The sequence below is a fragment of the Micromonospora sp. WMMD998 genome, assembly GCF_029581235.1.
Lineage (GTDB): Bacteria > Actinomycetota > Actinomycetes > Mycobacteriales > Micromonosporaceae > Micromonospora.
In genome coordinates, this window is the sequence record NZ_CP120740.1 from 2,222,441 (window position 1) to 2,235,585 (window position 13,145).

Genomic DNA, 13,145 nt, shown 5'->3' on the forward strand with positions numbered 1-13,145 from the left:
GCGGACGACCCACGACACGTGAGGAGCCAGGCATGGCAGTGCAGACCGGACTCGGCGAGCCGCGCGGCCCGTGGTTCGTCTCGCCCGAGCTGGACCCGGACGGGCGCGGCTGGTCCGACGTACCCGGGTCCGGCGGGCCGGCGGGGCGGCGGAGCTGGCGCGACCGGTTGCTGAGCGCGGCGGCCGTGGTGGCGCTCTCCACCGTCTCCGGCGCGGCGGCCGGCACCTGGGCGGCCGACCGGGACGGGCCCGGCCCGTCGGCGGCCTCCGCCGCCCCGGTGCCCGCCGAGCTGGTCACCGCCGCCGGCAAGACGGTCCCGGGGGTGGTCTCGGTGATGGTCGCGGGACGGGCCGGCGCGGGGGCGTCCGGTTCCGGGTTCGCCATCGACAACGAGCAGCACATCGTCACCAACGACCACATCCTGGCCCGGGGCGGCTCCGGCCCGGTGACCGTGGAGACCTCGGACGGGCGGCGGTTCGCCGCCGAGGTGGTGGGCCGGGCGCCGGACAGCGACCTGGCCGTGCTCAAGGTCCCCGCGTCGGCCGGGCTGCCACCGCTGCCGCTGGCGAAGGCGAACGCGACCCGGGTGGGCGAGCCGGTGCTCGCGGTCGGCTCCCCGCTGGGGCTCTCCGGCACGGTCACCGCCGGTATCGTCAGCGCGCTCAACCGGCAGGTCCGGATCGGCAACGGCCGGCACACCGCGGTGCAGACCGACGCCTCCATCAACCCGGGCAACTCCGGCGGGCCGCTGGTGAACGCGCGCGGTGAGGTGGTCGGGGTGAACACCGCCATCGCCACCATCGACGGGACCGGCTCGATCGGCATCGGCTTCGCCATCCCCATCGACCAGGTGCAGCACACCGCCGACACCATCATCGGCCGGGGCGGCTGACCTGCGCCGACAAGCCGGAACTGTCGGATATCCGGCCCAGAATCATCGGACCATGGAAATATCACGCTGAGTATGGATACTGGCGGAGGTGGAGCAAGCTGTCATCGCGGCCCTCCTCCTGGTGGGCCTGGTCATCGGCGCCGGGGTCGGCGCGTCGTACGCCCGCGCCAAGCGCGGCTGGAAGGACTACCGCGCCGCCCGGAACAGCGTGCCCGGCGCCCGGCGCAACGCCTGGACCGCGATCCGCGGCGTCGCCGTCAAGGCCGCCGTGATCGCCCTGCTGCTTGTGGGCGCCGCCGCGTACGCGGCGTCCGGCTCCGGCGAGGAACGGGCCAGCCCCACCCCGACCGCCACCACGAGTCACCGGCCGGGACGCTAGCCTCGGGGCGTGGACGACGGACTGCGGGTGACCGACCGGCTCGTGGTGCCGGCCGCCGAGCTGCGGGAGCGGTTCTCCCGGTCCTCCGGGCCGGGTGGGCAGGGCGTCAACACCACCGACTCGCGGGTGGAGCTGAGCTTCGACCTGGCCGGCTCGCCGAGCGTGCCGGAGGCGCTGCGGGAACGGGCCCTGGGCCGGCTCGCCGGCCGGCTCGTCGACGGCGTGCTGACGGTGGCCGCGAGCGAGCACCGCGCGCAACTGGCCAACCGGGAGGCGGCCCGGGAGCGGATGGCCGCGCTGCTGCGCGAGGCGGTTGCCCCGCCACCGAAGGCGCGCCGGCCGACCCGCCCGTCCCGGGGCGCCAAGGAGCGCCGGCTGGCCGAGAAGAAGCGCCAGTCCCAGCGCAAACGTGACCGCCGGGTGGACGGCGACTGACCGTTAACCCGGTTGAGCCGCCGATCGCCCGGATCGGAGAATCTGTTCCGTGTTGATCGACTTCTCCGTCAAGCCCACGCTCACCGGCGAGCGGGTGGTGCTGCGTCCGTTCACCGACGACGATCTGCCGGCGCTCGCGGCGGTCCTGGCCGACCCGGAGGTCGCCCGGCTCACCGGCAGCCCACCCGGCGAGGGGTTCGCGCCGGCCCGCCTGCGCGCCTGGTACGGCACCCGCAACCGGCAGACCGACCGGCTCGACCTGGCCGTGGTGGACCGGGCCACCGGTGTGTGCGTCGGCGAGGTGGTCCTCAACGAGTGGGACCGGGTCAACGCGAGCTGCAACTTCCGCACCCTGCTCGGCCCGGACGGGCGCGACCGCGGCCTCGGCACCGAGGCGGTCCGGCTGACCGTCGGATACGGCTTCGAGCGGCTCGGCCTGCACCGGGTCGGGCTGGAGGTGTTCGCGTTCAACCCACGTGCCCGCCGGGTCTACGAGAAGGTCGGCTTCGTGGCCGAGGGCACGCTGCGGCAGGTGCTGCGCGACGGCGACGACTGGGTGGACGCCACGGTCATGTCGGTCCTCGCGCCCGAGTGGACCCGACATCGGGGCCACCCGGAGGGTTGAGTCGCAGGCGTCGAAGCGCTTCAATGCGTACGGGAGCGTCAGGGCCGTCACCGTTGATCCGTCACGTGACAGGAGTCCCCACCGCATGTCCCGAAACCGCCTGCGCGCCGCGCTGACCGCACTCGTCGCGCTGCTGCCCGTCCTCGGCCTCGGCCTCGCCCTCACCTCCGCCACCGTGCCGGCCGCCGCGGCCGTCGCCCCGATCCGTGTCATGCCGCTCGGCGACTCCATCACCGGATCGCCCGGCTGCTGGCGCGCCGTGCTCTGGAACCGCCTCCAGTCCACCGGCTACACCGACGTCGACTTCGTCGGCACGCTCGGCCCGCAGGGCTGCGGCACGCCCTACGACGGCGACAACGAGGGCCACGGCGGCTACCTGGCCACGAACATCGCCAACCAGAACCTGCTGCCCGGCTGGCTCGCCGCCACCCACCCGGACGTGGTGCTGATGCACCTCGGCACCAACGACGTCTGGAGCAACATCGCGCCGAGCACGATCCTGGCCGCGTACTCGAAGCTGGTGGACCAGATGCGGGCCGCCAACCCGGCCACCACCGTGCTGGTCGCGAAGATCATCCCGATGAACCCGGCGAGCTGCGCCGAGTGCGGGCAGCGGACCGTCGCGCTCAACGCCGCCATCGACGGCTGGGCGGCGGGGAAGACCACCGCCGCCTCGCCGATCGTGGTGGTGGACCAGTGGACCGGCTTCAGCACCGCCACCGACACGTACGACGGGGTGCACCCCAACGCCGCCGGTGACCAGAAGATGTCCGACAGGTGGTATCCGGCGCTGACCGCCGCCCTGCGCCGGACGAGCCCGACGCCCACCGGTCCGCCGTACCCGACCGACAGCCCGTCGCCCACGACCACGCCGTCACCGACCTGGAGCCCGACCGGCCCACCGCACCCGACCGACTACCCGTCCCCGACCCGCACCATGGGCGGCTGCACGGCCACCTGGCGCACCGTGGGGCAGTGGCCGGGCGGCTTCCAGGCCGAGGTGACCGTCCGCAACACCGGCGGGGTGGCGATCCCGTCCTGGGTGGTCCGCTTCTCGTTCCCCGGCGACCAGCAGCTCAACCAGGCATGGAACGCCCAGATGACGCAGAGCGGGGCGGCGGTGGTCGCCCGCAGCGCGAGCTACAACGGCGCGCTCGCCCCGGGCGCCGAGGCGACGTTCGGCTTCCTGGCCACCGGCGCCGTCCCCAACCCGCCGCCGACGCCGGTCTGCGCCCTCGGCTGACCGCGCGCGTCCGGCCGGCTCCGCCTCGGCGGGGCCGGCCGGACGGGCGTCAGGTCTGATCGGACCGGTCCACCGCGGCCAGCAGTCGGGCCCGCAGCGCGGCGGCCCGCTCGGCGAACCCGCGCTGGGCGGTGGCGTACTCGGCCCGGCCCTCCGGCGTCTCCACCCGCACCGGCGGGTGGCCCAGGTCGGCCAGATCGTACGGGCTGGCCCGCATGTCCAGGGTGCGGATCTCCCGGGCCAGCGCGAACCCGTCCGCCACCAACTCCGACGGCACCAGCGGGGAGAGCTTGTACGACCACTTGTAGAGATCCATGTTGGCGTGTAAGCAGCCCGGCTGCTCCAACTCGTGCTGGCGCTCCCGGGTCGGCTGGAGCACGTTGAGCGGCCGGGCCGGCGCGGTGAAGAAGCGGAACGCGTCGAAGTGGCTGCACCGGACGCCCCGCTCCTCGACCACCGCGGCGGTCGCCTCCGGACCCAGCCGCAGCGGCCAGGCGTTGTGCCGCACCTGCTCCTGGCTCTGCCGGTAGACCATCGCCCACTCGTGCATGCCGAAGCAGCCGAAGTGCGCCGGGCGGCCGGCGGTGGCGGCCAGCAGCGCACGGATCCAGGCGATCGACTCGGCGCGACGTGCGCGTACCCGATCGGTGTCGAGGGTGAGACCGGCGGCGCCGGCGGTGTAGTCCGGGCCGAACTCCGCCGGGTCGGCGTCGCGCAGCGTCACGCCCGCACCCGGATGCCAGCGGCGAAGCTGGGCCGGGCGGTGCGAGTAGTAGGTGAAGAGGAAGTCCTCCACCGGATGCCGGCCGCCGGTGCGGCGGCGGGCCAGGTGCGGCGCCAGCCAGGCGTCCACCCGCTGCTCGTGGTCGCGCCGGCGGGCCCGCCAGTCGGCCGCGTCGAGCACGGCGGGGGCGAGGGCGGCGGTCACGGACCCAGGGTACGCACCGCCGCCCGGCTCCCCGATCAGTCCACGTCCACCCGCACTCCGGCGGAGAACACGCCGCTCCGCAGCTCCAACTGCTTCGGTGGCTGCGTCCCGGGCACGGTGAACACCAGCGGCAGCAGCGCCCGCCGGCCGGCGGCGACCGGTTGGGCGAACACGTCCCGGCCCAGGTTCGCCACCCTGGTGGCGTCCTCGTCGGCGGCCACCCAGTTGCCGCTGGGCAGGTAGGCACGCTGCAACTGCCCGTGCCACGTCTGCTGCTCGGACGTGACGTTACGCACGCCGACCGTGGCCAGGCAGGGCCGTCCGCCGCCCGGAGCGGTCGGCACGACACCGGTGGCGCAGGTCATCCGGTAGACGGTGAACTCGAACGCGGTCTCCCGCAGCGGCACGCCGAGCGTCCCGGTGACGCTCCTGCCCACCCACGCGCCGCTCGTCGGCTGTTTGGTGGTGTCCATCGCCGAGACCCGTTGGGTGGCGCTCCACGCCGCCGCGCCCACCACGCCGGCCAGCACCGCCGCCGCCAGGCCCACCGCCACCCAGACCGGCGGCCGGCGACGGCGGGACGCGGGCGCGGGGAGCGCCGGGCGGGGGTAGACGGTGCCCCGGTCGGTCGTGGCGGTGGTCGCCGTCACCGGGCCGGTGGGCTGCCGGCGTCGCCGGAGCGCCCACCAGAGCGCCCCGCCGGCCAGCACCAGCAACGCGGTGAGCGCGGCCAGCAGCACCGGCGGGCGGCGCCAGGCCGGGGCCGCCGCCGATTGCGCGGCCGGGGCCGTCGCCCCGCCCACCCAGGTCGCCGTGGCGCAGTCGTACGGGCGGGTGCCGTCGGTGCCGTAGACGCAGGCGGGAGCCGTCACCGCAGTGCCCGGACCGGTCACCGCCAGCGCGGTGTGCAGCGTGGTGGTGCTCCGCGCCGGCAGTCGCAGTCGCCAGACGATCGCGCCGCCGCCCGCCCCGCCCGTGCCGGTGGCGTGCCCGCCGCCGGTCACCGTGGTCGCCCGGGCGTCACCCGGCATCTCCTGCCGGACCATCGTCTCGACCATGCCCGTGCCGGCGTTGCGGACCTCGATCCGGTACCCCGGCGCCGGGGTGCCGGCCGCGCCGACGGCCACGCTCACCGGTGGCTTCGACGGCCGCACCGGCGCCGGGCCGGTGGTCGGCGCCGCCGGGGGCGCCGCCGGCACGCCGGTCGGGATCGGGGTGGCCGCCGCGGCGGGCCGGGCGGACGCGGCGGCCACGGCCGGCGGTGGCGCCGACGGGACGGGCACGGCGGTCGCCCGGAGCGCCGCCGGGGTCAGCGCCGGCACGGCGGCGATGACGCCGAGGCAGTTCACCAGCACGGCCAGGGTCCTGTGGTGTCGTCTCGATGCAGGCATACCAACGAACCTCCGGTCCCGAAGCTATGGGCCGGGGCCCGCCGGGCGGGTACGAAGCCGCCTTTCCCGCCCGGACCGGCGAGATCCGGCGTACCCTTGCGCCCTTTCCCGGTCGTGCCGGGTGTCACCTGGCGGTGTCCGACGGCCGGCCCGGCGGGCGGGGATAGATTGGCCGGGTGCGTATCGCTCGTTTCGCTCATGCCAAGGGAATGTCGTTCGGGGTCGTCGAGGGCGAGATGGAGGCCGGGCCGCAGGGCCTGACCATCGCCGAGATCGAGGGCCATCCGTTCGGGCAGATCCAGTTCTCCGGCGCCCGCTGGGCGCTCTCCGACGTGCGGCTGCTCTCGCCGATCCTGCCCAGCAAGGTGGTGTGTGTCGGCCGTAACTACGCCGAGCACGCCGCCGAGCACGGCAGCGAGGTGCCGAAGGAGCCGCTGCTCTTCCTCAAGCCCTCCACCTCGGTGATCGGTCCGCGGGACGCGATCCGGTTGCCGATCTTCTCGAAGCAGGTCGAGCACGAGGCGGAGTTGGCCGTCGTCATCGGCGCACCCGGCGCGCGCCGGGCCGACCGGGCCGCCGCCGAGCGGGCCATCTTCGGTTTCACCTGCGCCAACGACGTGACCGCGCGGGACCTCCAGCGCTCCGACGGGCAGTGGACCCGGGCCAAGGGCTTCGACTCGTTCTGCCCGATCGGGCCGTGGATCACCACCGGGCTCGACGTCAGCGACCTGGAGATCCGCTGCGAGGTGGGTCGCAACCCGGAGGAGATGGAGGTGCGCCAGCTCGGCCGGACCAAGGACATGGTGTTCGACGTGTCCGGCCTGGTGTCGTACATCTCCCACGTGATGACGCTGCTTCCCGGCGACGTGGTGCTCACCGGCACGCCGGCGGGGGTTAGCCCGCTCACCGAGGGGGATACGGTGACGGTGCGGATCGAGGGGATCGGGGAGCTCAGCAACCCGGTGGTTCCGGTCGCCTGATCCGGTCCGATAGCCCCGTTTCCGCAGCTCAGGTGCGGTTCGGGAGGTTGGATTTGGCCTGTCGGCACGGGAAGGGTAAAGTTCACTCCCGGCGCCGCAAGGGGCCAATGGGGTATGGGGTAATTGGCAGCCCGACTGATTCTGGTTCAGTTAGTCTAGGTTCGAGTCCTGGTACCCCAGCGCAGCCGCGGGTTCGTGAGGATCCCGGCCGCTGGATTCCGGCAGTTGCCACTGCCGGAGTGCACGAAAGTTCTGGCCCCGTCGTCTAGTGGCCCAGGACGCCGCCCTCTCAAGGCGGTAGCGCCGGTTCGAATCCGGTCGGGGCTACAGCACCGTCAGCCCGTCCCGTTTTCCGGGGCGGGCTGTTCTGTTTGTCCGTGGTGCCGGGGGTGACCCCCCCCCACGGCGGCGCTGAACCTGGTGCCGCTAGACTACTGCCGCACCGCCCGCGAGGGTCGGTGAAGCAGGAAAAAGTGCCTGGCCCCGTCGTCTAGTGGCCCAGGACGCCGCCCTCTCAAGGCGGTAGCGCCGGTTCGAATCCGGTCGGGGCTACGTTCACCGAACGGCCCGTCTCTCCGCGAGGCGGGCCGTTCGCCGTTTCGCGGGTCAGAGGCCGGAGAGGCGTTGGCCGGCTCGGACCACCGCCATGGCGTGGCGTTCGCCGGGGCGGCGGCCCAGGCGCTCGATCGGGCCGGAGATGCTGACCGCGGCGATCACCCGGCCCGTCCGGTCCCGGATCGGGGCCGAGACACTCGCCACACCGGCCTCCCGCTCGGCCACGCTCTGGGCCCAGCCGCGCCGGCGTACCTCGGCGAGGGTGCGGCCGGTGAACTTGGACCGGGGGAGCAGCGGCATGACCGCCTCCGGTGGCTCCCAGGCGAGCAGGATCTGCGCCGCCGACCCCGCCGTCATCGGCAGCACCGAGCCCACCGGGACGGTGTCCCGCAGGCCGCTGGCGCGCTCGGCGGCGGCCACGCAGATGCGCTCGTCGGCGCGGCGCAGGTAGAGCTGGGCGCTCTCCCCGGTGGCGTCGCGCAGCGCGGCGAGCAGAGGCTCGGCCGCGGTGAGCAGCACGTCCGGCGCCGCGTTGGCCAGCTCGCCCAGGCGTGGGCCCGGGCGCCATCGGCCCTGCGTGTCCCGGACCAGCATCCGGTGGATCTCCAGCGCCTGCGCCAACCGGTGTGCGGTGGCTCGGGGCAGCTTGGTGCGTTCAACGAGTTCGGCAAGGCTGGCGCCGTCGACACAGGCGGCCAGGATGACCACCGCCTTGTCGAGAACGCCGACACCGCTCATACTGTGTCCCACAAGCCGAAATTTACCTCCCAGAATTTAGGATGTCCAGATGGTGGGAGTCACTCAACCGAGGACCCTGGCCGAGAAGGTCTGGGACGCACACGTGGTCCGCGCCGCCGAGGGCGAGCCGGACCTGCTCTTCATCGACCTGCACCTGCTGCACGAGGTCACCAGCCCGCAGGCGTTCGACGGCCTGAGGTTGGCCGGCCGCGGCGTCCGCCGGACCGACCTGACGATCGCGACCGAGGACCACAACACCCCGACCGGGTACGACGACCCGGCGTTCCGCGCGCGACGCGGCGACCTGCTCACGATCGCGGACCCCACCTCCCGCACCCAGATCGAGACGCTGCGCCGAAACTGCGCCGAGTTCGGCGTGCGGCTGCACCCGCTGGGTGACGAGAACCAGGGGATCGTGCACGTCATCGGCCCGCAACTCGGCCTCACCCAGCCGGGCATGACGATCGTCTGCGGCGACTCGCACACCGCCACCCACGGCGCGTTCGGCGCGCTCGCGTTCGGCATCGGCACCAGCGAGGTCGAGCACGTGCTCGCCACCCAGACGCTGCCGCAGGCCCGGCCGAAGACCATGGCGGTGAACGTCGTCGGCGAGCTGGCACCCGGCGTCACCGCCAAGGATCTGGTGCTCGCGCTGATCGCGCAGGTGGGCACCGGCGGCGGGCGCGGCCACATCGTGGAGTACCGGGGCGAGGCGATCCGCGAACTCTCCATGGAGGGGCGCATGACGATCGCCAACATGTCCATCGAGTGGGGCGCGAAGGCCGGCATGATCGCGCCGGACGAGACCACGTTCGCGTACCTGAAGGGGCGGCCCAACGCGCCCCAGGGCGCCGACTGGGACGCGGCGCTCGAATACTGGCGGACGCTGCCCACCGACGAGGGGGCGACGTTCGACACCGAGGTGACGCTCGACGCGGGCCGGATCACCCCGTTCGTCACCTGGGGCACCAACCCCGGCCAGGGCGCGCCGTTGGGCGCGACCGTGCCGGACCCGGAGGAGTTCGTCACCGAGCCGGAGCGGGTCGCCGCCCGCCGGGCGCTGGAATACATGGACCTCACCCCGGGCACGCCGCTGCGCGATCTCGCCGTGGACGTGGTCTTCGTCGGCTCCTGCACCAACGGGCGACTGGAGGACCTGCGCGCCGCCGCCGACGTGCTGCGCGGTCGCCGGGTCGCCGACGGCGTACGCATGCTCGTGGTCCCCGGCTCCGCCGCGGTCCGGGAGGCGGCCGAGATCGAGGGGCTGGACCAGGTGTTCACCGACGCGGGCGCCGAGTGGCGGTTCGCCGGCTGCTCGATGTGCCTGGGCATGAATCCCGACACGCTGAAGCCGGGCGAGCGCTCGGCCTCGACCTCCAACCGCAACTTCGAGGGACGCCAGGGCCGGGGTGGGCGTACCCACCTGGTGTCCCCGCCGGTCGCCGCCGCCACCGCCGTGGTCGGCCGGCTGGCCGCCCCCGCCGACCTGTAGAAGGGCAGCCGAGATGGACAAGTTCACCGCACACACCGGCACCGCCGTGCCGCTGCGCCGGTCCAACGTGGACACCGACCAGATCATCCCCGCGGTGTACCTCAAGCGGGTGACCCGGACGGGTTTCGCCGACGGGCTCTTCAACGCGTGGCGGGAGGACCCGTCATTCGTGCTCAACAACCCCGCCTATTCGGGAGCGTCGATTCTGGTCGCCGGTCCCGAGTTCGGCACCGGCTCGTCCCGCGAGCACGCCGTCTGGGCGCTGCGCGACTGGGGCTTCCGGGCGGTGATCTCGCCGCGGTTCGGTGACATCTTCCGGGGTAACGCCCTGAAGGAAGGTCTCCTTCCGGTGGAGCTGGAATTGAAAGCCGTCGAGGAATTGTGGGATCTGGTGGAGTCCGAGCCGACCACTCCCATCACGGTCGACCTCACCGCCCGCGAGGTCCACGCCGGTGACGCCACCTGGACCTTCCCGCTCGACGACCACAGCCGGTGGCGCCTGATGGAGGGCTTGGACGACATTGGACTCACCCTCCGCCACGAGGCGGAGATCGGCACGTTCGAGGCCAGCCGGCCGGCGTTCCTGCCCTCGATCGCCTGACCGCGGACCCCTTTTCGCCCCCACCGGCCCCGCCGGTGGGGGCGAATCCGTTGCGACACAAGGGGTTTTTTCCACCGAATGTTTGTGTCCAGGCAGCACAGGGCATACGGTGCGCGCAGAATGGCTCGCGTCGAGTCAGTTGCACAATCGGGAGGAAGTCGTGAACAAGGCCGAGCTCATCGAGGCGCTCGCCGTTCGCCTGGGGGACCGGAAAACGGCGACGGCCGCGCTCGACGCGGTTCTCGCTGAGGTCCAGGCGGCGGTCACCAAGGGCGAGAAGGTGGCGATCACCGGTTTCGGAGCGTTCGAGAAGCGCGTTCGGGGAGCCCGAACAGCTCGCAACCCGCGGACCGGCGAGGCGGTGAAGGTCAAGAAGACCTCCGTCCCGACCTTCCGGGCGGGTGCGGGTTTCAAGGAGATGGTGGCCAGCGGCAAGGTTCCGAAGGACACCAGCGCCGCGAAGAAGACCACCGGAGCCGCCAAGAGCACCGCGGCGAAGAAGACCACGGCGGCGAAGACCGCCGGAGCCGCCAAGAAGACCACGGCGGCGAAGGCCACCAAGACCACCGCCGCGAGCAAGAAGGCCGCGCCGGCCAAGAAGGCCGCCGCGACCAAGACGGCCGCGGCGGCGAAGAAGACGACCGCGGCGAAGTCCGCCACGGCCAAGAAGACGACCGCGGCGAAGAAGACAACCGCGGCGAAGAAGACGACCGCGGCGAAGTCCGCCACCGCCAAGAAGACCACGGCGGCGAAGAAGGCGCCCGCGAAGAAGGCGCCGGCCAAGAAGGCCGCCAGCCGACGCTGACCGGACGGCCCACCCGAGGGCGCCCACCGTTCGCGGTGGGCGCCCTCGCGCGTGGGTACGCGCGTTGACCGGCCGCCACACCGGCCCGCAGAATCGCCGTGCCGAAACCCCCGCCGGTCACGAGAAGAGGCGCCCGTGCGGCACCGTCACCTCCCCACCCTCACGCTCGCCCTGGGCGTCGCGGTTCTGCTGGATGTGCTGCGGGTCTGGCTCCCGTCGGTCATCACCCTCTTCGGTCGGGCCGCCGAGACTCCCGCCGAACTGCTGGGTGCCTTCGCGCTCGGCTGGTTCGTGCTCGCCCTGGCCGCGCCCACCCTGGTACGCCGGCTCGGCGCCCGCCCGGTCGGCCTCGCCTCGGCCGGCGTGCTCGCCGCCGCCCGGCTGGCGCTGACCGCCGGACCGGGCGGCGCGCCCCAACTCTGGCTCGCGTGTGCCGGGCTGCTCGCCGGCCTGGTCTGGCTCGCCGCCACCGCGGCGCTTGTGGACCGGCCCGTTCCCGGGCTGGCGCTCGGCCTGGCCGGACAGGCCACCGGGCACGCCCTGCTCGGCACCGAGGATCTGGTCTGGCGCGGCGGGACGAGCGGCTGGACCCTGAGCGGCCTGCTGGTGCTGTCGTTCCTGGCCGCCACCGCGCTGGCGGCGCGGGCACGGCCCGGGACACCGGCGTCGACCGCGCCGGACGCGGCACCGCCGTCGACGGGCGGGCGTCGGGCGTGGTTGCTGTGCGGCCCGGCGCTGTTGCTGGCCAACCAGATCGCGCTCGCCCCGGCGGTCTGGGCCGCGGCCTCGGGCACCGGCTCGTCCGGCTTTCCCGGCCTGTCCCACGCGCCCGGCGGCGCCGCACCGCTCGGCGCGTTCGCGGTCGCGCTGTTCCTGCTGGCCGCCCTGTACCGGCCGCCGGCCCGGCTGGCCCGGCTGGCCCGGGTGCTCTGGCCGGTCGCCGTGTTCGCCGGGGCGGTGCTGTTCGCGGCCGGGCGGCTCGTGCCGGCGTACCTGCTCACCGCCGCCGGAATCGGCGGCTGCCTGGCGCTCACCGACACGGCCGGGACCGGCGGACAGGTCACGGGAGCGCGGGCGGCGCAACGGCGCGGTCGCGCGGCGGCCGTCGGGATGGTGGTCTTCGCGGTGGCCACGGTGGTCTACTACGCCGCCTACGACCTGGGGTACCCCAACGGGTGGGTGCCGATCGTCACGGCGGTCCTCGTCGTTCTGGTGGCGTTGGCCGGGCCGTCCTGGTCGCCGGTGGCGTTGCCCGAGCCGGCCCGGCGGTGGAGCACGTTCGCGCTGGTGCTGCTGACCGCGTTCGGGCCGCTGTTCCATCGCCCGCCGCCACCCGCGCCGCGACCGGCGAGCCCACCGACGGTGATCCGGGTGGCCGCGTACAACATCCGGATGGGCTTCGGCCTGGATGGGCGGCTGGACCTCGACGCGGTGGTCCGAGTGCTGCGCGGGGCGGACGTGGTGCTGCTCAGCGAGGTCGACCGGGGCTGGTGGCTCAACGGCGGCCACGACACGCTGGCGCTGGTGGCGGACCGGCTGCGGATGCCGTACGTCTTCGCGCCCGCCGCCGATCCGCTCTGGGGCGACGCGGTGCTCAGCCGCTTTCCGGCGCGTTCCGCCCGGAGCCGCGCGCTGGCCGCGCACGGCGCGCCGACCGGGGCGCAGGCCCTCGGCGTCACGCTCGACCTCGGCGGTCGCGAGCTGGCCGTGGTCGCCACCCACCTGCAACCGCCACCCGGCCGGGATCCGGTGGAGCAGGCCCGGGAGGTGGCCGCGTTCGCCCGCGGATACGCGGCGGGCCGGCCACTGGTGCTCGGCGGCGACCTGAACACCGAGCCGGACGACCCGGCGTTCGCCGAGTTCACCCGCGCCGGCCTGGCGGACGCGCTGGGCGCGGCCCGGCCGCTGTGGACCAGCCCGGCGGACGACCCGCGCACCCAGATCGACCACGTCTTCGTCTCGCCCGGCCTGAGCGCCGGCGGGGCGCGCGCCCCGCGCACCGAGGCCAGCGACCACCTCCCGGTCCGGGTCACGGTGGCGCTGCCCTGAGCGCCCCTGCGGGCGGTTAGGCGGGGGCCCC

Annotated in this window: 13 protein-coding genes and 3 tRNA genes; 13 read left to right on the plus strand and 3 right to left on the minus strand. The window is 74.0% G+C overall.

Annotated elements, in window-relative coordinates; all coding sequences use genetic code 11:
- Positions 1-32 precede the first annotated feature (32 nt).
- The 5 genes from O7619_RS10575 (at position 33) to O7619_RS10595 (ending at position 3,575) form a co-directional block, all read left to right on the plus strand.
- Complete coding sequence (locus O7619_RS10575) at positions 33-893, plus strand: trypsin-like peptidase domain-containing protein (RefSeq protein WP_282287319.1); 861 nt, start codon at positions 33-35, stop codon at positions 891-893.
- 88 nt (positions 894-981) lie between these two features.
- Positions 982-1,272: a hypothetical protein gene (locus O7619_RS10580; RefSeq protein WP_282287320.1), complete on the plus strand. Its 291-nt coding sequence runs from the start codon at positions 982-984 to the stop codon at positions 1,270-1,272.
- A gap of 9 nt (positions 1,273-1,281) precedes the next feature.
- Positions 1,282-1,707: an alternative ribosome rescue aminoacyl-tRNA hydrolase ArfB gene (gene arfB / locus O7619_RS10585; protein WP_281584514.1), complete on the plus strand. Its 426-nt coding sequence runs from the start codon at positions 1,282-1,284 to the stop codon at positions 1,705-1,707.
- A gap of 52 nt (positions 1,708-1,759) precedes the next feature.
- Positions 1,760-2,332, plus strand: coding sequence for a GNAT family protein (locus tag O7619_RS10590; protein WP_282288757.1), 573 nt, complete (start codon positions 1,760-1,762; stop codon positions 2,330-2,332).
- 85 nt (positions 2,333-2,417) lie between these two features.
- On the plus strand, positions 2,418-3,575 hold the full coding sequence (locus O7619_RS10595; RefSeq protein WP_282287321.1) for a cellulose binding domain-containing protein: 1,158 nt from the start codon (positions 2,418-2,420) through the stop codon (positions 3,573-3,575).
- A 49-nt stretch (positions 3,576-3,624) separates the two neighbouring features.
- Here O7619_RS10595 and O7619_RS10600 read toward each other — a convergent pair whose 3' ends face one another.
- A complete protein-coding gene (locus O7619_RS10600) occupies positions 3,625-4,503 on the minus strand; it encodes a 3-methyladenine DNA glycosylase (protein WP_282287322.1) in 879 nt (292 codons plus the stop codon).
- A 35-nt stretch (positions 4,504-4,538) separates the two neighbouring features.
- Positions 4,539-5,894 (minus strand): hypothetical protein, encoded by a 1,356-nt coding sequence (locus O7619_RS10605; RefSeq protein WP_282287323.1) that lies wholly within the window; start codon positions 5,892-5,894, stop codon positions 4,539-4,541.
- A 176-nt stretch (positions 5,895-6,070) separates the two neighbouring features.
- On the opposite strand from O7619_RS10605, the gene O7619_RS10610 reads away from it, so the two are divergent.
- The 4 genes from O7619_RS10610 (at position 6,071) to O7619_RS10625 (ending at position 7,426) form a co-directional block, all read left to right on the plus strand.
- Positions 6,071-6,874, plus strand: coding sequence for a fumarylacetoacetate hydrolase family protein (locus O7619_RS10610; RefSeq protein ID WP_282287324.1), 804 nt, complete (start codon positions 6,071-6,073; stop codon positions 6,872-6,874).
- A 108-nt stretch (positions 6,875-6,982) separates the two neighbouring features.
- A tRNA-Gln gene (locus O7619_RS10615) sits at positions 6,983-7,054 on the plus strand.
- 74 nt (positions 7,055-7,128) lie between these two features.
- Positions 7,129-7,201 (plus strand) — tRNA-Glu (locus O7619_RS10620).
- A gap of 152 nt (positions 7,202-7,353) precedes the next feature.
- Positions 7,354-7,426: transfer RNA gene (locus O7619_RS10625), tRNA-Glu, on the plus strand.
- 54 nt (positions 7,427-7,480) lie between these two features.
- Here O7619_RS10625 and O7619_RS10630 read toward each other — a convergent pair.
- Positions 7,481-8,167, minus strand: coding sequence for an IclR family transcriptional regulator (locus O7619_RS10630; RefSeq protein WP_036374687.1), 687 nt, complete (start codon positions 8,165-8,167; stop codon positions 7,481-7,483).
- Between the two features lie 49 nt (positions 8,168-8,216).
- Here O7619_RS10630 and leuC point away from each other — a divergent pair, with 49 nt between their 5' ends.
- From leuC to O7619_RS10650, 4 genes are all read left to right on the plus strand, one after another.
- Positions 8,217-9,659 carry a 3-isopropylmalate dehydratase large subunit gene (gene leuC / locus O7619_RS10635; protein WP_282287325.1) on the plus strand — a complete coding sequence of 481 codons (1,443 nt, stop codon included), beginning with the start codon at positions 8,217-8,219 and terminating at the stop codon, positions 9,657-9,659.
- Between the two features lie 13 nt (positions 9,660-9,672).
- Complete coding sequence (gene leuD / locus O7619_RS10640; protein WP_282287327.1) at positions 9,673-10,260, plus strand: 3-isopropylmalate dehydratase small subunit; 588 nt, start codon at positions 9,673-9,675, stop codon at positions 10,258-10,260.
- 160 nt (positions 10,261-10,420) lie between these two features.
- Positions 10,421-11,065, plus strand: a complete 645-nt coding sequence (locus O7619_RS10645; RefSeq protein WP_348774377.1) for an HU family DNA-binding protein — start codon at positions 10,421-10,423, stop codon at positions 11,063-11,065.
- A 135-nt stretch (positions 11,066-11,200) separates the two neighbouring features.
- Positions 11,201-13,114 (plus strand): endonuclease/exonuclease/phosphatase family protein, encoded by a 1,914-nt coding sequence (locus O7619_RS10650; RefSeq protein WP_282287328.1) that lies wholly within the window; start codon positions 11,201-11,203, stop codon positions 13,112-13,114.
- Positions 13,115-13,145 lie beyond the last annotated feature (31 nt).

Bases quoted from the DNA above. Each gene is read 5' to 3' on its own strand.
- O7619_RS10630 (WP_036374687.1), bottom strand. From the start codon at position 8,167: ATGAGCGGTGTCGGCGTTCTCGACAAGGCGGTGGTCATCCTGGCCGCC.
- leuD (WP_282287327.1), top strand. From the start codon at position 9,673: ATGGACAAGTTCACCGCACACACCGGCACCGCCGTGCCGCTGCGCCGG.
- O7619_RS10595 (WP_282287321.1), top strand. From the start codon at position 2,418: ATGTCCCGAAACCGCCTGCGCGCCGCGCTGACCGCACTCGTCGCGCTG.
- O7619_RS10605 (WP_282287323.1), bottom strand. From the start codon at position 5,894: ATGCCTGCATCGAGACGACACCACAGGACCCTGGCCGTGCTGGTGAAC.
- O7619_RS10575 (WP_282287319.1), top strand. From the start codon at position 33: ATGGCAGTGCAGACCGGACTCGGCGAGCCGCGCGGCCCGTGGTTCGTC.
- leuC (WP_282287325.1), top strand. From the start codon at position 8,217: ATGGTGGGAGTCACTCAACCGAGGACCCTGGCCGAGAAGGTCTGGGAC.